Raw genomic sequence first — 17,848 nt, 5'->3', positions numbered from 1 at the left:
AAATGACGAGCGGGTGTCTTACTTCCTGTCGCTTGGTAATAGCCGAGGACTCAAGATGTCGCTCGATGAAGACGCCCTCCACGGTATCAGTCATCCGAGTTCAAGTCCACCATCATCGCACCGGCCACGGTGGCCAGGCTTGCCCGCCGGCCTGGCTGAAACAGGACTGGCTGGCGGCGGGAGGGCTTGGTGCGCGCCGGGTGGCGAGGGGCCGGTCAGGCGCCGATCAGCCCCTGGCCGCACACCCGCACCGTATTGCCCGTGATGCCGCTGGCACCGGGTGTACTGAGGAAGGTGATCAGTTCGGCCACGTCGCGCGGCAAGCCGGCCTGCTTGAGCGAATTCAGGCGGCGGCCGATTTCGCGCGTCATGAACGGCATCTGCTCGGTCATGGCGGTCTGGATGAAGCCGGGCGCCACGGCGTTGATGCAGATGCCGCGCGGCGCCAGCAGCGGCGCCTGCGCGGCCACGTAGCCGATCAGCGCGGCCTTGCTGGTGGCGTAGTTGGTCTGGCCGAAGTTGCCGGCCACGCCGCTGACGGACGACAGGCAGACGATGCGTCCATCCCGCTTCACCAGGCCACGTTCCAGCAGGTGCGCGTCGATCGCCATCACGGCCGCCAGGTTGATCTGCATGACCAGTTCCCATTGCGGCTGCGTCATGTTGGCCAGCGTCTTGTCGCGCGTGACGCCGGCGTTGTGGACCACGATGTCGACGCCGCCGAAGCGCTCGCCCAGGAAAGCGGCCAGTTGTTGCGGCGCCGCCGGCGAGGCGATATCCATCGCCAGCGGCACGCCGCCGAATGCGCCGCACACGCGCCGCAATTCCTCCTCGGCCGCCGGCACGTCCAGCGCCACCACGGTCGCGCCTTCCTGCGCCAGCCGTTCCGCCGTGGCCCGGCCTATGCCCCTTGCCGCCCCCGTGACCAGCGCCACCTTGCCGGCCAGCGCCTTGCTGAACGGCGTGGCCGCCGGCGCCGTCACTTGCGCCGTCACATGCAGCACCTGGCCCGTCACATAGGTCGATTGCGCGCCGCAGAAAAAGCGCAGCGGCCCTGGCAGCCGCTCCAGCGCACCGCGCTCCACGTACAACTGGTTGACGGTGATCCCTTTCGCTCCCAGCTCTTTCGCCAGGCTGCGCACAAAACCTTCCATGCCGCGGCTGACGGCCATCGCGGCCGGTGTGGCGCATGCCTCCGGGCTGGCCGCGACCAGCAGCACGCGGCCGTTGCGGGCGATGCGCCGCATGATGGGGTGGAACGCGTCATATAACGCGCGATAGTCGTCAGGCGCCGCGCAGCCGGTGGCGTCCATCACCACCAGGTCCGCGCGCACGGTGCTATCCGCCGGCAGTTGGTCGACGTGGCTGGCGCCGGCATCGGCCAGGGCGCGCCGCAGGGCGTCGGCCGCGTAGCCGCCGGCGCTGCGGCACAACAGCGCGTGCTTGCCCTCGAACGGGCGCGCCGTATAGCCGCCGTCGGCCCGCGCCAGCGTGACGGGATTGGGCACGCCCAGCGCCTTGACGAGGCGCGAGGTGAGGGGATTTCGGTGCAACTTGATCAGCATATCGGCCATACGTGTCCCATGTTTTGGTGCGTTTGCGACGTCATCATATCGCTGAGCCGATAGACGCAGGGCTCTATTTGTTCCCTGGTGGCGCCGCCGGCGTTCGCCCCGGTTTCTTCCCTCAACTTGATATCACATAGATTCCCTGCGGACATTGTGGTTGATCGTTTCTACATTTTGATTGATAATGCGAGTCATTCTCATTTGCATTAAGGAAGAAATCATGTCGCGCCGCGCCACCGCCGTTCCTGCCATCCCCGCCATGTCCGCCATGTTCGCCACTGCGCCCCGTCTGTCCACCATCGCCCACGCCGCCCGCCTGGTCGCTGGCGCCGCGTGCGCATCGGTGCTGCTGGCCCACGTGGCCGCGCGCGCGGACGACGACATGCCGATGCAGCAGATCACGATCACGGGTTCGGCGGAATCGGGTTATGGCGCCAGCCACAGCACCACGGCCACCAAGACCGATACGGCGCTGCGCGACACGCCCCAGGCCATCACGGTGGTGACCAAGGAATTGATCCGCGACCAGGCCATGCAATCGATGGCCGACGTGATCCGCTACGTGCCGGGCGTGGTGACGGCGCAGGGCGAGGGCAACCGCGATACGGCCGTCTTCCGCGGCAACAGCTCGACGGGCGACTTCTTCATCGACGGCATGCGCGACGACGTGCAGTACTACCGCGACTTCTACAACATCGAAAGCGTGGAAGCGCTGAAAGGTTCGAACGCGATGATCTTCGGCCGCGGCGGTTCCGGTGGCGTGATCAACCGCGTCAGCAAGCAGCCCGAGTGGAACAACATCCGCGAAGCGTCGCTCACGCTGGGCTCCTGGGCCAACCGCCGCCTGACGGCCGACGTGGGCCAGGTGGTCAACGACAGCGTGGCCGTGCGCGTCAACGGCCTGTACGAGAATTCGGACAGCTTCCGCGACGGCGTGACCGTCAAGCGTTCCGGCATCAACCCCACGGTGGGCATCCGCGCCGGTGCCGACACCAACGTGGTGCTGGGCTACGAGCATTTCGAGGATGACCGCACGGCCGACCGCGGCATCCCGTCCTACCAGGGCAAGCCGTTCGACACCGACCCGTCCACCTTCTTCGGTAACGCGAAGCTGAGCCGCGCCAAGGCCAACATGGATGCCTTCACGGCCGTGATCGAACATGACCTGGGCCACGGCGCCATGCTGCGCAACCGCACCCGCTACGCCGACTACGACAAGTTCTACCAGAACGCCTTCTCCGGCGCCGTCAGCGCGGACGGCGGCAGCGTGGAGATCAAGGCCTACAACAACGCCACCCAGCGCACCAACCTGTTCAACCAGACCGACCTCACCTTCGACGTGCAGACAGGCGCGCTGCTGCACAAGCTGGCCACCGGCGTGGAGCTGGGCCGCCAGGTGACGGACAACTACCGCAACACCGGCTACTTCCCGACCGTGGGCGCGAACGCCACCACCATCATGGTGCCGACCTCCAATCCTATCGTGACGGCGCCGATCACCTTCAAGCAGGCCGCCACGGATGCCGACAACCACGGCACCTCCACCGTCGCTTCGGTCTACCTGCAGGACCAGGTGCAGTTGTCGCCGCAATGGCAAGCCATCGCCGGCCTGCGCTACGACCGCTTCAAGGTGGACTTCCTGAACCACCGCAACAACACCACCATCAGCGTGACCGACACGCCCGTCTCGCCGCGCGCGGGGCTGGTGTACAAGCCGGTGGAAGCGGTGTCGATCTATGGCAGCTACAGCCTGGCCTACCTGCCGCGCGCGGGCGACCAATTGGCGTCGCTCACGCCGACCAACGCGGCCTTCGATCCGGAGCAATTCAAGAACCTGGAAGTGGGCGTGAAGTGGGACGTCCTGCCCAAGCTGGCGGCCACGCTGGCCATCTACCGGCTCGATCGCAAGAACGTGGTGGTGGCCGATCCCACCGACTCGACCAAATCCGTGCTGGCCGACGGCCAGCGCAGCAAGGGCGTGGAGCTGGGCTTGAGCGGCAACGTGTGGAAGAACTGGAGTGTGATGGGCGGCTACGCCTACCAGGATGCGAAGCTGACGGCCGACGTGGCCAAGACCGGTCCGTTCGCGGGCGCCGTGCTGGCGCAAGTGCCCAAGCACAGCGCCTCGCTGTGGAACCGCTACGATTTCAGTGACGCGCTGGGCGCCGCGCTGGGCATCGTCTACCGCAGCAGCATCTTCCCGTCCACCACCAACAACGTCGTGCTGCCCGGCTTCACCCGCTTCGACGGCGCGCTGTACTACGCCGTCAACCGCAACCTGCAGGTGCAGCTCAACGTCGAAAACCTGTTCGACAAAAAATACTACGCGTCGGCCAACAGCAACGACAACATCACGCCCGGTTCGCCGCGCGCCGTCAAGCTGGGCCTGAACGCGAAGTTCTGAGCGGCCTCAGGTCAGCAGGTTGAAGTCGGCGCGGTAGCTGGCGCCTTGCGCGCCCGCGCCCGTCGCCTCCAGATACATGGGCACCTGGCCGATGGCCGCGTGCTCCACCGTGTAGGTGCCGCTGGGCAGGCCGGCGCCGGCGCCGCTGAAAGTCAGGCCGAACTGTTCGTGGCCGGCGGCCGACGGCTGCTGCTTCACCGCCACCAGTTGCATGGCCACGCCGCGCTGGCTGGCGTACACGTTGAACGTCTGGTTGACCAGGCGTTCGAAGCTGGCCGCGCGCAAGGCGGTGGCTGGCGCCAGCGTCGGCACGGCAAGGGCGGCCAGCGGGGCCGCATGGCCGGCGCCGCTGGCGCCAAGCAGGCCACCGGTGGCCAGGATGAAGGTACGCCGTTCCATAATGATGTCCTTTACGAAGTGTGAGTGGTGGCGCGCTGCACGGCGGCCTCGGCCTCCTGCTGCGCGGCCTGCCATTCCATGGCGCGGTGCATGCCGCGCAGGTCGACCGGCATGAAGCCCAGCCGCTGGTACAGGTGGATGGCCGGATTGTCCATCGCCACCAGCAAGCGCACCGGCAGCGCCGTCGCCGCGCCTTCGTCCTGCAGCTCGCGCAGCAGGGCGGCGCCGATGCCGTGGCGCCGGTATTCGGGCAGCAGGCAGATGTCGATCAGGCGGATTTCCTCGCTGCCGCGTGCCACGTACAGCCTGCCCACCGGCATCTCGTTGGCCAGGATCAGGTTGACGTCGGCTTGCGGATACTGGGCCCGGTACCAGCTTTGCTGCGCTTCGAACTGCATGCGCATGATCAGCTGCCGGGTGGTTTCCGAATCGAGCTGGGCCAGGTCGGCGCGGGTGCTGGCGTACAGCTCCTGCAGGAACGGCAGGTCGGCCTCGGTGGGTGGGCGCAAGGTGATGGCGTGGTCGATGTCCATGGTGGCTTAGCTGCGCGGCGGGTAGATACCCCACAGCGCGATGATGAAGTTGAGTTTCAAGTAGGGCTGGAGGTTGTTGTGCGCCGCGTTACCGCCGGTGCTGCCGATCACGCCCGGCGCCATCGGCTGTAGCGCGGCCGCGTCGTGGTAGGGCGGGCTGGGGCAGGTGGTCTTGGCCAGCAGGCCGCCGTTGGCCGCGCCGCTGGCGGCCGGCGCGCCCGACGCTTGCGGCGCGTGGCGGTGCGATGGCAGTTCGGCCGTGTTCAGCGTGTGGTACGCTTCGCCGCCCATTTCGCCCAGCAGGCGTTCGCTCAGGCCCGGGCCTTGGCCCGGGTGCAGCGGCGCGCGCTGTTGCAGGTTGGGCAGGGCGAAGGTGAACCTGCCATCACCGCCATAGGTGGTGCCCAGCAGCGAGAACAGGGCGGTGTTCTGGGCGATCGGCATCAGCTGGCCATTGCACATGGCCCAGCCCCGGGGCGGGAAATTGCCGGCGAAAATGCGTATCTCGGCGACGAATGGATCGGACATGACGCGCTCCTCAGCTTTGGCTCGGGAAAATACCGAACAGCGAAATGATGAAATGGACGCCCAGGAAGGGCGCCATATTGTTGTGCGGTTGGCTGCCGCCGCTGGCCGCCACGGCGCCCGGGTACATGGGGGCAGGCATGCCGGGGCCCGCGTACAGCTTGGGCTTGGCGCCGGGCGAAGCCGGCACATAGGGCACGCCACTCGTCACGTTGATGCCGGCGCCGGTGGCCGGCGGCACGGCGGCGCTGGCGCCCACCAGGTGGGTGTGGGCCGGCACCTGGTTCTGCATCAGTGTGACTTCTTCGCTACCACCCTGCTGGCCCAGCACATAGCTGTTGCCGTCCTGGCTGCCTTGGTGGATGGGCACCCGGCCACGCAAGTCGGGCAGGGCGAAGGTGGTCTCGCCATCGCCGCCGTAGGTGGTGCCCAGCAGCGCGAACAGCGCTTCATTTTCCGAGATCGGCATGAGGTTGCCGTCGCAAAAAGCCCACCCTTGGGGCGCGAAGTTGCCCCCGAACATGCGGATTTCGCCGACAAAAGGTTCAGCCATGAATACTCTCCTGGGTTGGGGCGCTCAATCGCGTGAAGGGAAGATACCCTGCAGCGCGATGATGAAATTGGTGGCGCAGTACGGTTGCATATTGTTGTGCGGCTGGCTGCCGCCGGCCTGGCTCAGGGTGCTCTGGTGCAGCGCGGCCGTGCCGTCGGCCGCGTGGTAGATGTTGAGCGCGCCCGCCTCCACCGAGCCGAGCACGCGCCCCGTGGGGTCGGCCGCGTGGCTGACGGTCGTGGCGGCCAGCATGGCATGGTTGTGGCTGGGCATTTCGCCCAGTGTCACCGTATGCTGGGCTTCGCCGCCACGCTCACCGAGCGTGTCGCCGTGCACGGGCATGCGGCCGCGCAGGTCCGGCAAGCCGAAGGTGGCCCAGCCGTCGCCGCCGTAGGTGGTACCCAGGATGCTGAACAGCGCCGTGTTTTGGCTGATGGACAACAGCTGGCCATTGCAGAAGGCCCAGCCGCGCGGCGCGAAGCCGAAGCCGGTCATTTTTATTTCGCCGAGAAAGGGTTCCGACATTGCGCGCTCCTCGTGGATCGCCGCGCCGCGCTCACCGAGCGCCGGCAGGGGCCGTTGATGGGGAAGGCCGGCGTTCAGGCGCCGGCCCGGATCTGCTTCAGAATGGGCGCGGACGGCGGAAGCGGCGTGCCGCCATCAACACCAGGCCGCCCATCAGCATGAAGGCGGTGGCCGGCTCCGGCACGGCCGTCATCACCAGCGAGACGTTGTCGAGCTGGTTGTAATCGTAGTGGTTGCTGTCGCCAAACTGCAGCAGCGTGTGCGCGCCGGTGGCCGTCAGGTTGCTCACCGTGTAATGGGTCCAGTCGCCGCTGGTGTTGGTCTGGTGGAATACCGTATGGCCGCCGAACGTGACCAGCACTTCATTGCTCATGGGGTTGGCGAGGCTGCCACCGCTCGTGTCGATGCGCTGCAGGTCGAACGCCAGCGTGTATTTGGCGCCAGCCAGGGTGGCGATGTTCTGGCCCAGGTAGCCCAGGCCGGGATAGGCGCCATCGGCGAACACCGTGTTGGCGGAATTGGACAGGGGCGAGCCGCTGAAGTCGCCGCTGAAATACTGGGCCGACGTGTCGCCCGACTGCAGCCACATGCTGTGGTCGGCGCTCTCGAAATTACCGTTGCTGACAAGATTGCTGGCCAGCGCGGCCGGCGCGGCCACGATGAGCGCCAGGCTGGCGAGGGCGGAACGGAAGGTAGGCATAGCGGGCACTTTCTGTCGTAAAAAGGTGCGACGACCGTCCCGCGTTGCCCGCCGCCGCGCCGGGGCGCGGGAGGCGATCTGGCCGGGACTGTCCGGAGGTCCCGATCATACCGTCATTCTCTTGTCAATTACATATTTCTTATTATCAACGTGGTATTTCTAGAACAGTTGTAAATTTGCATTTGACATTTGTCATCATTTTTACGGCGGAGTGCAGCCGCGGCCCATGCGGCCGCCCCCACCGTTCAGGGCGGGAAGGGCGGAAAAGGCGGCCGGGCGCCGGGCGGCGCTCAGGCGGTCAGCTGGGTCAGCGCGGCCACCAGGCGCGCGCATTCGTCGTCGGTGCCGATGGAAATGCGCAGGAACTGGTCGATGCGGGGCTGGCGGAAGTGGCGCACGAGGATGCCCTGTTCGCGCAGGCCGGCCGCCAGTTGCGCACCGTCATGTCGCGGGTGGCGGGCGAACACGAAGTTGGTGGATGAGGGCAGCACGTCGAAGCCGAGCGCGGCCAGTTGCGCCGTCAGGCGGGCGCGGGTGGCCATGATGGCCGTGCGCGTCTGCTCGAACCAGGCCCGGTCTTCCAGCGCGGCCACGGCGCCGGCCAGCGCCACCTGGCCCAGCGGGTAGCAGTTGAAGCTGTTCTTGACCCGCTCCAGGCCGGCGATCAGGTCCGGATGGCCGGCCGCGAAGCCGACCCGCAAGCCGGCCAGCGAGCGCGACTTGGAGAAGGTCTGGACCACCAGCAGGTTGTCGTAACGGTCCAGCAGGGTGATGGCGCTGTCGGCGCCGAAGTCCACATAGGCTTCGTCGATCACCACCACCTGGTCGCGGTGGGCGGCCAGCAGGCGTTCGATCTGCGCCAGGCTCAGCGTGCAGCCGGTGGGGGCGTTGGGATTGGCCAGGATGATGGCGCCGCACGGCTGGGCGTAATCGTCGACGTCGATCTCGAAGCGTGCGTTGAGCGGCACGGCGCGGTAATCGATGCCGTACAGGCTGCAATAAGTGGGGTAGAAGCTGTAGCTGATGTCCGGGCACAGCAACGGCAAGTCATGCTTGAGCAGGGCGTGGAAGGTGTGGGCCAGCACTTCGTCCGAGCTGTTGCCGACGAAAATCTGCGCGCGCGCCAGGCCGTGGTACTGGGCCAGGGCGTCCTTGAGCGCGGTGCCGTTCGGGTCGGGATACAGGCGCAGCTGGTCGCCCACGGCTTGTTGCATGGCGGCCACGGCCTTGGGCGAGGGGCCATACGGATTTTCGTTGGTGTTGAGCTTGACGAGGTCGGGCAACTTGACCTGTTCGCCAGGCGTGTAGGGGGTGAGGCTGTGGACGACGGGACTCCAGAAACGGCTCATGATGGGTTCGAATAAGTTGGAAGGCGGGTAACAGCAAAATCATACAGCATCGCCGCTTTTTCCTCTTGGTACGAAAGTTAGCAAAAACAGTTGTTTTTTTCGTAAATCATCAATTAAAATAGCCGCACGGAAACTTTTCAAAGCGCGCCATGGAACTGATCTACAAAAACGAGAGAACCCTGTTTGGCTGGATGCTGGCCATCTCGCTGCTGATCTGGCTCGGGCTCATCGTCGGCACGGTCGGGGTGGCGCTGGTGTATTTGCTGTTGTTCTTTGTCGCCTACTGCTTCGCGCAGTCGGCCCTGATTTCCTACCTGAAGGGCACGGCCGTCAAGATCACCTGGCAGCAGTTCCCGGACTTGAAGGAGCGCATCGACCAGTCCTGCCAGCGGCTGGGACTGGAGCAGGTGCCGGACGCCTACCTGCTGCAGATGGGCGGCGCGTTCAACGCTTTCGCCACCCGCTTCCTGGGCACCAATTTCATCGTGCTGTATTCGGATGTGGTCGACGCGCTGGAGTCCAAGCCGGACGCGATCAACTTCTACATCGGCCATGAACTGGGCCACATCAAGCGCAACCACCTGCGCTGGTCGGCGCTGCTGATGCCGGCCTCCGTGATCCCGCTGCTGGGCGCGGCCTATGCGCGGGCACGCGAATACACGTGCGACCGCCACGGCTTCCACGCTTGCGACGACCTCAAGAGCGCGCAACTGGGCCTGGCCGCGCTGGCGGCCGGCGGCAAGCGCTGGCGCCAGATGAACGTGGCCCACTACTCGGCGCAGGCGGCGGAGACGTCCGGTTTCTGGATGTCGTTCCATGAGCTGGTCAGCGACTACCCCTGGCTGGTCAAGCGCATGGCCGTGATGCGCAGCCTGGCGCAGGGCAGCGAAGTCAAACAGCCCGGCCGCAACGGCCTGGCCTACGTGCTGGCCCTGTTCATCCCGCGCCTGGGCGCCGGCGGCGCCGGCGCGCTGATCTCCGTGGTGGCCGTGGTGGGGGTGCTGGCGGCGGTGGCCATACCCGCTTACCAGGACTACACGTCTAAGGCGCGCGTGGCCCAGGCCGTGAGCGTGGGGCGCGACGCCAGCGCCAAGGTGGAGCACTTTTTCTACGCCAATGGCAGCGGCCCGGCCACGCTGGAGCAGGCCGGCTTCGCGCTGGCCGATCCCGGCCATGCCGTGCAGGACGTGCGCGTCGATCCGGACAATGGCGTGGTGCGGGTGTTCCCGGCCGATCCCGCCCTGCGCGGCAATTCGATCGCCTTCACGCCCAGGATCGATGACAACAAGCGGGTCGCCTGGCGTTGCGGCAGCGACGATATCCCGTCCAAACTGTTGCCGGCGGACTGCCGCGACAATTAAGCCACCCGCCGCGGTCCGCTTGCGGCACTGTAGTTTGGCTGATCCGTGACGAGGGTCTGAGCGCGCCCTCAGCCGCCGGCGCGCTTGGGCTGGTGGCCGAGCTGTTGCAGCGTGGCCATGACCAGCTCGCAATGGTCGCCCTGGATTTCGATCACCCCATCCTTGACGGTGCCGCCGCTGCCGCACGCCGTGCGCAACTGCTTGCCCAGCGCGGCGAGGGTGGTGGCGTCCAGCGCCACGCCCTTGACCAGGGTGACGCATTTGCCGCCCCGGCCCTTGGTCTGGCGCGACACGCGTACCACGCCGTCCCCCTGGGGCGCGGCGTTGGCGCTGGCCTTGCAGCTGCAGGCGGTCAACGGTTGCCGGCAATCGGGGCACATGCGGCCGCCGTCGGTAGAGTAGACCAGGCCACCCGTGGAACGTGATTTCATGATTTTTTCTGCTGCATGGTTTGCCGGTAGGCGCTGGGCGTGACGCCGTTGCGTTCGCGGAAGGCGGTGGCGAAATTGCCGGCGCTGTTGAAGCCAATTAACAACGCGATGTCCTGGACGTCCATGTCGGACTCGCTCAGCAGTTGCTCGCCACGGCGCAGCCGCTGCTCGCGGATGAAGGCGAACACGGTCATGCCGGTCTGGCTGCGGAACGCTTGCGACAGTTTTTCCCGGTAGGTGCCCACGCTGCGCGCGATCTCCGCCAGGCCCGGCACGTCGGCCAGGTTGTCGCCGATCAGGCGCTGGGCGGCGGCCACCAGCACGGCGTCGGGATCGGCCGGCAGGGTGGACGCGCCGCTGGCCGGTTCCAGCACGATGGCCGGTGCATTGTTGCGCCGGGCCAGGTTCAAATGGACCTGGATGCGGGCCGCCAGTTCCCCGGGCGAGAATGGCTTGGAGACATAATCGACGCCGCCGATCGACAAGCCCATGATGCGCTCCTCGTCGGCGCCGGCGCCGCTCAGGAAGATGATGGGAATGTTGTAGGTGGCGGGATTGGCCTTGAGCAGGCGGCACGCCGTGTAGCCATCCATATTGGGCATGCGCACGTCCAGCAGGATCAGGTCGGGCTGGTTGGCCAGGGCCAGCTGATAGCCTTGCAGGCCGTTGAAGGCGACCGAGATCCGATAGGGCTGCTCGCTGAGCAAGTCCATCAGCATGCGCTGCTCGAACGCGGAGTCATCCACGACGAGTATGTTGCGCATGGGCGGGGCACTGGTTGGTTGCATGGGTGGTGGTCAGGTGCCTGGCGAATCAGTCACTATCATGTGGTGTTGCTTATTATGCCTATCTTTCTAAAAAATTTAATAGTTTTCTCCGCCCGCAAACGTGTCCTCGCTTGCAGCAAAAGCATGGTTTTGGTGAAAGGCCAATAATGGAATCGTGGCGCGGCACAGCGCAACCCCAGTCATTCTCACTTCGACCAAACCTGCTACGGAGTCCATTATGAAACATACTGATTTTGGCCGCATGCCTTGCCCCATCGCCCGCAGCCTGGGTAAGGTGGGCGAGTGGTGGAGCATTCTGATCCTGCGCGACGCGTTCTACGGCATGACGCGCTTCGACGAATTCGAGAAGAGCTTGAAGATCGCGCCCAATATGCTCACGCGCCGCCTGGCCGGCCTGGTGGAAGGCGGTTTGATGGAGCGGCGCCAGTACAGCGCCCGTCCGCCGCGCTATGAGTATGTGCTGACCAAGGCGGGACGCGACTTCAAACCGGTGCTGCTGGCCTTCATCGCCTGGGGCAACGACCATCTGGCGCCGGAAGGGGCCAGCCTGCTGGTGGTGAGCCGCGAGACGGGCAAGCCGGCCGATCAGGTATTGGTGGATGCCAACAGCGGCCTGGCCATCAACGATGAGGACTATATGTTCGCGCCGGGGCCGGCCGCCACCGACATGATGCGCTCGCGCCTGATCGAAGTGGGCAAGCACGCCTGAGGCCGTCCGAGCCGCCCTCAGCCGGGCGGCTCCAGCTGGACATACACGGCGTCGGCCAGCCTGGCCAATGCCGTGCGGTCCAGCGCGCCGGACAGGGCATAGCCATAGCGCCCGTCTATCCAGTAGAACACTCCGACCTGGCCTTCCTGCGCAAAGCGGAAGGCCGTGCTGTTGTTGTGGCGTTGTTCCGTCGACACGTACAAGGTCAGGCGCTTGCCGCCGGCATTGTCATACATGAATTGCGCGACCGGGCCACTCTGGCCGGGCAACAAGCGTCCCCCGATCAAGGTGTAACCCAGCGCCCCCAGTTGCGGCGGATGCAGCGGCGCGCCCAGCCGCTTGGATAGCCAGGTCACCAGATGTTGTTGCTGGTCAGCCCCCACTTCCACCGGATGGCGCTGTTCCGGGCTGTAGACGGCGTGCGCCACGGCCGCGCTGCGGGCCAGCGCCTGCCCTTCGGCCGTGGGCGGGCCGTCAGCCGCCGCCAGTTGGGCGGCCGGGCCGCCGCTGGCGCTGCCGGGGCGGGCCGGCGTTGGCTGGGCGCGCGCTGCGCCGGCCAGCGCCGGTGGCGCCGCCGCGCCACCCGCTTGTATGTCATGCAACCACCAGCCGGCCGCGCCGCCGGCCAGCGTCAGGGCCAGCGCGGCCACGTGGCGCCACGGGCCGTTGGCGGCCAGGGCGGCGCGCGCGGCCTGCCACAGTATGCCGTGCGGACGGGCCGCCAGCGCGGCCGGCACGGCTTCGTCCAGCACCGGGTTGTAGCGCGCGCGCAGGGCCGCGTTTTGCTGGCGGTAGGCCTGCAGGCGGGCCGCCTGGTCCGGATGCCGGGCCAGGTAGGCGTCCACGGCCGCGCGGCGGGCGGCCGGCAGGCAGCCATCGACCCACGCTTGCAGTTCGGCTTCGACGACGGGTGCGCTCATTTGATCACTTTCAGGGGGGCGGGCACGGGCTGGCCCAGCATAAGCAGGCGCAGCCGTTCGCGCCCGCGCGACAGGCGCGACATCACCGTGCCCAGCGGGATGCCCAGCGTGGCCGCCGTTTGCTCGTAACTCAGTTCCTCCACCGCCACCAGCAGCAGCACGGCCCGTTGTTCGGGCGGTAACTGCTGGAGCGCCGCGTCCAGGTCGCGCACGGCCAGGCGGTCGGACGGCTGGGCCGGGTCGGCTGGCATCGGCGAGTCGTCGTCCAGCGGCACGGTGGGCAGGCCGGGCTGGCGCAAGCGATCCACATGCAGGTTATGCATGATGGAGAACAACCAGGCCCGCATGTCGCCGCCGCGGCGCCAGGTGGCTAGCCGGTCCCAGCCGCGCGCGACCGTGTCCTGCACCAGGTCGTCGGCGTCGGCGCGCTCGCCCAGCAGCGCCCGCGCGTAGCGGCGCAGGCGCGGGATGCAGGCCACCAGGCGGGCGCCGTCGTCGTGCATGGGCGCTTAGTCCTTCACCACGTGCCAGATGGTTTTAAAATTGTCGCCGTTGCGCTGGCCCGGCGCGTCCTTGCCGAACACATACAGCGGCTTGCCCTTGTAGGCCAGTTGCTTGGCGCCGTCGTCGCGGGTGACGATGGAGTAGGGCGCGCTGACGCTGGCCGGGGCCGACACGGCTGGCCACAGCTCGGCGCAGGGACCGTTGCAGACGCTCTTGCCGCTGTCGGCCACGTCCTTGTCGAAGGTGTACACGGTCATGCCGGTGGCGGTGACGAGCACGCCGTCTTTTTTCATCAGGCCGTCGTCGGCCAGGGCGGCGCCGGACAGCAGCAGGGCGGCCACGGCGGCCAGGGTGGAACGGGTGAGGGTGTGCATGATGGCTTCCTTATTGTTGGTGAAGTGGGGCGCGGTGGCGCGATAGAGCGGACTTGCACTGACGTATACGAAGCGGCCCTGGCCTTTATTCCGGTCCATGGCAAATATATTGTAGCCGCCGCGCCGGCGCTTGCCGGCCTGTTTCGCACCGGGAACGGCGCCGGCGGCTACAATGGCTGGCCATGCTCGCCATCCTGTCCGTCACCTTTCCCTTTTTCGCGCTGGTGCTGTGCGGCTACCTGGCCGCCCGGCGCGCCATGCTGCCGCTGGCCGCCATTCCCGGCCTGAACGCTTTCGTGCTGTATTTCGCGTTGCCGTGCCTGCTGTTCCGCTTCGGCGCCGCCACCCCCATCGCCCAGTTGCTCGATGGCGGCGTGGCCGGCGTCTATCTGCTGGGCGCGCTGTTGATGGTGGGGCTGACCGTGGCCGTCACCCTCAGCCACCGCATCAGCTGGAACGACGCCGCCTTCGGCGCGCTGGTGGCGGCGTTTCCCAACACGGGCTTCATGGGGGTGCCGCTGCTGCTGGCGCTGCTGGGACCGGCCTCGTCGGGGCCGGTGATCGTCACCATCGCTATCGACATGGTGGTCACCAGTTCGCTGTGCATCGCCCTGTCGCGGGTGGGCAGCGGCCATGGCCGCGATGCCTTGCGCAACGCTTTGCGCGGCATGGTGCGTAACCCGCTGCCGTGGGCCATCGCGCTGGGGACGCTGGCCTCGGCCGCCGGGCTGACCCTGCCGGGGCCGCTGCTGCGCACCGTGGGCTTGCTGGCCGACGCCGCCTCGCCCGTGGCCCTGTTCACCATGGGCGCCGTGCTGGCCCGCTCGCAGATGTCGAGCGCCGCCGCCACCCACTGGCGCGACTATGTGCCGGTGGCCTTCAAGAAGCTGCTGCTGCATCCGCTGCTGATGCTGGGCCTGGGCCTGGGTGCGCGGGCGCTGGGGGTGCCGCTCGAGCGGCAGGCGCTGGTCGTGATCGTGCTGGTGGCGTGTTTGCCCAGTGCCAGCAACGTGGCCATCCTGGCCGAACGCTTCGGCGCCGACACGGGGCGCATCGCGCGCATCATCCTGGTGTCGACGGCCTTGTCGTTTTTATCATTTTCTGCCACTGTGGTGCTGGCCCGGCATTGGCTGCAATAATTCGTAGAGTAAATCTTCATTTCCATACAGAATTAAATTTCGCTTGCGAATCAAGCGCTTGCGACCGGCCCGCTCGTTGGCCTGCGGCGTGGCGGTGGCACGGTCGCGGCGCCGCCATCAAACTGTGGAATAATGCTGACGGACGCATACATGCGTTAAGGCAATAGCGCTGCGCCACCGGGATCCGGGGCGGAGCACAACAGGTTGAAGGATGGAATTGGTGGACATGTTTGCGCTCGATCACGAGTTGGCGCAGTGGGAAGCGGACTTGTCCGAGGCCCAGGGAGCGTCGCGGCTGGCGCTGCTGGTGCGGCTGGCCTGGCATATGCGCCAGCGTGACCCGGTGCGCGCGGCCGCCTGGTCGGCTGAAGCGGCCGTCGGCCTGAGCCAGTTGCCCGATGCGCAATGGGCGCCGTTGGCCGCCCGGCTGCAACTGATCGAGGCGGAAACCACCTGGCTGCGGGGACAGCTGGACGGCGCCGAGCGCCTGGCGCGTGCCGCATTGGCCGCGCTGGCGCCGGCGGCCGATCACGCGGGCCAGGCCGACGCGCTGTGGCTGCTGGCCTGGATCGCCAACGACCGCGGCGGCTCGGACCAGGTCCGGGCTTGCCTGGCGCAAGCGGCGGCGGCGGCCCGCGCCGGCGGCGACCCGGTGCGGCTGGACGTGATCGAATCGGCCACCGCCATCACCGCCGTGTTCGCCGACTGGCAAAGCGCCAACGCCACCTGGGCCAGCCGCTTCGACGGGGCGCTGGACGGCAAGGCGGTGGCCGCCGCCGGCTGGATCCACGACTATTTCGGCACCTGCGCCTACCAGGCCTGCGATTTCGGCCGCGCCATCGGCCACCTGATGCGGGCCTACGAGGCGACGCTGGCCACCGGCCAGCTGCGGCGCGCCATCATCGTCGCCACCAACATCGGCAACGCCTTCACCAGCTTGAACGCGCACGAAGCGGCGCTGGAATGGATGCAGCGCGGCCTGGATCTGGCGCGCCCCACGGGCTGGCCCCTGAGCGTGGGCCTGTGCCTGATGCAGACCGGCGAGACGCTGCGCCACCTGGGCCAGCGCGAGGCGGCCCAGCACTTGCTGCGCGAGGCGCTGCACACGCTGGCGCCGCTGTCCGGTTCGCGCGCCTACGCGGTGGCGCTGGAATACCAGGGCGACCTGGCGCTTGACCTGGGCAATTACCCGGCCGCGCTGGAGAGCTTCAGCCGGCTGGCCGAGCGCGGCGACGTGCTGTGCCAGGCCGACTTCCAGAGCAGCGCCCGGCGCGGCCAGGCGCACGCCTTGTCGCAACTGGGGCGCCCGGCCGACGCGTTGGCCGCCGCCGACGCGGCGCTGGCGCTGGCGCGCGAGCATGGCGACGCGGCCAACCAGATCGCCGCGCTCGACGTGCTGGCCCGCATCCACGCCCGCCACGCGCTGCCCGATCCGCAACCGATGAACGCGGCCAACGCCATGCTGCATTACCTGCAGCTGGCGCTGGGCATCGCCGCCACCATCGACGGCTACATCGTGCCCGGCGCCTTGCTGGATGCGGCCGCGCGCGAATACGCGGCCACCGGCGACCACGCGCGCGCCTACGACATCGCCTTGCAGGCCAGCGCCGCGCGCGAGCGGATACACAACCAGCAGGCCACCAACCGCGCCATCGCCATGCAGGTGCAATACCAGACGGAGCGGGCCCAGACCGAGGGCGAGCACCACCGCCAACTGGCGGCGGCCGAGGCGCAACGGGCCGAGGTGCTGCAACAGACCAGCGCCACGTTGGAACACTTGAGCGCCATCGGCCAGGAGATCACGGCCCACCTGGACGCGGCGGCCGTGTTCGGAGCGCTGGACCGCCATGTGCATGGCCTGCTCGACGCCACCCATTTCTCCGTGTTCCTGCTGGCGCCGGACGGCGCGACGTTGGACTGCGTGTTCGGCGTGGAGGCGGGCCAGTCGCTGCCGAATGTGCGGGTGCCGCTGTCCGAGCCGAGCGCCAATTCCGCGCGCTGTGTGCGCGAGCGGCGTGAAATCCTGATCGAGATCGACGACGCCGCGGCCACCCCCAACCTGATTCCCGGCACCTTGCCCACCTTGAGCCTGCTGTTCGCGCCGCTGCGGGTGGGCGAGCGCGTGCTGGGCGTGATGACGGTGCAGTCCTTGCGGGCCCACGCCTATGGCGAACGGGAACGGCTGATCTTCCGCACGCTGTGCGCCTATGGCGCCATCGCGCTCGACAACGCGGCCGCCTACCGCCAGGTGGCGGCTACCCTCAAGACCCTGAGCGCGACCCAGGAACAACTGCTGGAAAAGAATCTGGAACTGGAGCGGGCCTACAAGGCGCTGGAGGACGTGAGCCTGACGGACCAGTTGACCGGCTTGCGCAACCGCCGTTTCTTCCTGCAGAACGTGGACGCCGACGTGGCCATGAGCTTGCGCGGTTACGACCAGCCGGCCCACCGCGCGCTGACGGAGTTTGAACTGCAGGCACCCAAGGATCTGGTATTTTTCATGGTCGACCTGGACCACTTCAAGGAAGTGAACGACCAGTATGGCCACGCTGCCGGCGACTCGGTGCTGGTGCAGATGCAGGAACGGCTGCGCGAAGTGTTCCGCGAGTCCGATTACCTGGTGCGCTGGGGCGGCGAGGAATTCCTGGTGCTGGCGCGCGCCACCCATCGCGACGAGGCGCGCGCGGTGGCTGAACGCATGCGCCGCGCCGTGGCCGAACGCGCCTTCGAACTGCCGGACGGCACGCGCCTGGCGCGCACCTGCTCGATCGGCTTCGCCTGCTATCCCTTCCTGGCGGCGCAACCGCGGCTGCTGTCCTGGCCGCAGGTGGTGGAGCTGGCCGACCAGGGCCTGTACATCGCCAAGCGTTCCGGCCGCAACGCGTGGGCCGCGCTGTACAGCACGGACAGCGCCCGTCCCGACGGCCTGTTCCCGCGCCTGATGCATAACCTCGACCAGGCCGTGGCCGAGGGCGAAGTGCGCCTGCAAAGCAATCTGGCCGGTCCGCTGGTGCTGGACGGCGAGCGGCGCCGCGTGGGCTTGTCGAGCGACCTGGAAACCTGAGC

The 17,848-nt window shown here is 67.5% G+C and carries 18 protein-coding genes; 5 read left to right on the top strand and 13 right to left on the bottom strand.

The features are described from left to right. Positions 1 to 215: 215 nt before the first annotated feature. On the bottom strand, positions 216 to 1,574 hold the full coding sequence (locus H3H39_RS00260; RefSeq protein WP_182151277.1) for a 3-oxoacyl-ACP reductase: 1,359 nt from the start codon (positions 1,572 to 1,574) through the stop codon (positions 216 to 218). Between the two features lie 214 nt (positions 1,575 to 1,788). Between H3H39_RS00260 and H3H39_RS00255 the strand changes: the two genes are divergently transcribed. Beyond that, the gene (locus tag H3H39_RS00255; RefSeq protein ID WP_182151276.1) at positions 1,789 to 3,972 is read left to right on the top strand and encodes a TonB-dependent receptor; all 2,184 of its coding nucleotides are present in this window, start codon (positions 1,789 to 1,791) and stop codon (positions 3,970 to 3,972) included. A 6-nt stretch (positions 3,973 to 3,978) separates the two neighbouring features. On the opposite strand, the gene H3H39_RS00250 is transcribed toward H3H39_RS00255, so the two are convergent. From H3H39_RS00250 to hisC, 7 genes are all read right to left on the bottom strand, one after another. Beyond that, positions 3,979 to 4,371 (bottom strand): DUF6916 family protein, encoded by a 393-nt coding sequence (locus H3H39_RS00250; RefSeq protein WP_182151275.1) that lies wholly within the window; start codon positions 4,369 to 4,371, stop codon positions 3,979 to 3,981. An 11-nt stretch (positions 4,372 to 4,382) separates the two neighbouring features. Further along, positions 4,383 to 4,904 (bottom strand): GNAT family N-acetyltransferase, encoded by a 522-nt coding sequence (locus H3H39_RS00245; protein ID WP_182151274.1) that lies wholly within the window; start codon positions 4,902 to 4,904, stop codon positions 4,383 to 4,385. A 6-nt stretch (positions 4,905 to 4,910) separates the two neighbouring features. Continuing rightward, positions 4,911 to 5,432 (bottom strand): phage tail protein, encoded by a 522-nt coding sequence (locus H3H39_RS00240; RefSeq protein WP_182151273.1) that lies wholly within the window; start codon positions 5,430 to 5,432, stop codon positions 4,911 to 4,913. 10 nt (positions 5,433 to 5,442) lie between these two features. Continuing rightward, positions 5,443 to 5,982, bottom strand: coding sequence for a phage tail protein (locus H3H39_RS00235; protein ID WP_182151272.1), 540 nt, complete (start codon positions 5,980 to 5,982; stop codon positions 5,443 to 5,445). Between the two features lie 24 nt (positions 5,983 to 6,006). Next, the gene (locus H3H39_RS00230; protein WP_182151271.1) at positions 6,007 to 6,507 is read right to left on the bottom strand and encodes a phage tail protein; all 501 of its coding nucleotides are present in this window, start codon (positions 6,505 to 6,507) and stop codon (positions 6,007 to 6,009) included. Positions 6,508 to 6,604: 97 nt separating this feature from the next. Continuing rightward, entirely contained in the window at positions 6,605 to 7,207 is a 603-nt protein-coding gene (locus H3H39_RS00225; RefSeq protein WP_182151270.1) for a PEP-CTERM sorting domain-containing protein, read from the bottom strand. Between the two features lie 290 nt (positions 7,208 to 7,497). Next, positions 7,498 to 8,556 carry a histidinol-phosphate transaminase gene (hisC, locus tag H3H39_RS00220; RefSeq protein WP_182151269.1) on the bottom strand — a complete coding sequence of 353 codons (1,059 nt, stop codon included), beginning with the start codon at positions 8,554 to 8,556 and terminating at the stop codon, positions 7,498 to 7,500. Positions 8,557 to 8,705: 149 nt separating this feature from the next. On the opposite strand from hisC, the gene H3H39_RS28245 reads away from it, so the two are divergent. After that, a complete protein-coding gene (locus H3H39_RS28245) occupies positions 8,706 to 9,917 on the top strand; it encodes a M48 family metallopeptidase (RefSeq protein ID WP_182151268.1) in 1,212 nt (403 codons plus the stop codon). A 68-nt stretch (positions 9,918 to 9,985) separates the two neighbouring features. Here H3H39_RS28245 and H3H39_RS00210 read toward each other — a convergent pair whose 3' ends face one another. Together H3H39_RS00210 and H3H39_RS00205 are read right to left on the bottom strand one after the other, a co-directional pair. Then, positions 9,986 to 10,348, bottom strand: coding sequence for a translation initiation factor Sui1 (locus H3H39_RS00210; protein ID WP_182151267.1), 363 nt, complete (start codon positions 10,346 to 10,348; stop codon positions 9,986 to 9,988). After that, positions 10,345 to 11,112, bottom strand: coding sequence for a response regulator transcription factor (locus tag H3H39_RS00205; RefSeq protein ID WP_229217810.1), 768 nt, complete (start codon positions 11,110 to 11,112; stop codon positions 10,345 to 10,347). The genes H3H39_RS00210 and H3H39_RS00205 overlap by 4 nt, the downstream gene beginning before the upstream one ends. Before the next feature lie 241 nt (positions 11,113 to 11,353). Between H3H39_RS00205 and H3H39_RS00200 the strand changes: the two genes are divergently transcribed. Continuing rightward, positions 11,354 to 11,845, top strand: a complete 492-nt coding sequence (locus H3H39_RS00200) for a winged helix-turn-helix transcriptional regulator (RefSeq protein ID WP_182151265.1) — start codon at positions 11,354 to 11,356, stop codon at positions 11,843 to 11,845. A 17-nt stretch (positions 11,846 to 11,862) separates the two neighbouring features. Here the strand turns inward: H3H39_RS00200 and H3H39_RS00195 are convergent, their stop codons facing one another. Genes H3H39_RS00195 through H3H39_RS00185 form a run of 3 tightly spaced genes read right to left on the bottom strand, consistent with a single transcriptional unit; the run spans position 11,863 to position 13,643 of the window. Beyond that, entirely contained in the window at positions 11,863 to 12,765 is a 903-nt protein-coding gene (locus H3H39_RS00195) for an anti-sigma factor family protein (RefSeq protein ID WP_182151264.1), read from the bottom strand. After that, positions 12,762 to 13,268, bottom strand: coding sequence for an RNA polymerase sigma factor (locus H3H39_RS00190; protein ID WP_182151263.1), 507 nt, complete (start codon positions 13,266 to 13,268; stop codon positions 12,762 to 12,764). Before H3H39_RS00190 ends, H3H39_RS00195 begins: the two co-directional genes overlap by 4 nt. A 6-nt stretch (positions 13,269 to 13,274) precedes the next feature. Further along, entirely contained in the window at positions 13,275 to 13,643 is a 369-nt protein-coding gene (locus H3H39_RS00185) for a COG4315 family predicted lipoprotein (protein WP_182151920.1), read from the bottom strand. 182 nt (positions 13,644 to 13,825) lie between these two features. Here H3H39_RS00185 and H3H39_RS00180 point away from each other — a divergent pair, with 182 nt between their 5' ends. Both H3H39_RS00180 and H3H39_RS00175 read left to right on the top strand, forming a co-directional pair. Then, on the top strand, positions 13,826 to 14,782 hold the full coding sequence (locus tag H3H39_RS00180) for an AEC family transporter (RefSeq protein WP_182151262.1): 957 nt from the start codon (positions 13,826 to 13,828) through the stop codon (positions 14,780 to 14,782). Positions 14,783 to 15,008: 226 nt separating this feature from the next. Next, entirely contained in the window at positions 15,009 to 17,846 is a 2,838-nt protein-coding gene (locus H3H39_RS00175; RefSeq protein ID WP_182151261.1) for a diguanylate cyclase, read from the top strand. The last annotated feature ends 2 nt before the right edge of the window (positions 17,847 to 17,848 follow it).

Origin of the sequence: Rugamonas apoptosis (assembly GCF_014042355.1) — a bacterium.
In the GTDB taxonomy this organism is placed as follows: Bacteria; Pseudomonadota; Gammaproteobacteria; order Burkholderiales; family Burkholderiaceae_D; genus Rugamonas; species Rugamonas apoptosis.
This window is presented reverse-complemented; position numbering and strand designations above follow the sequence as displayed.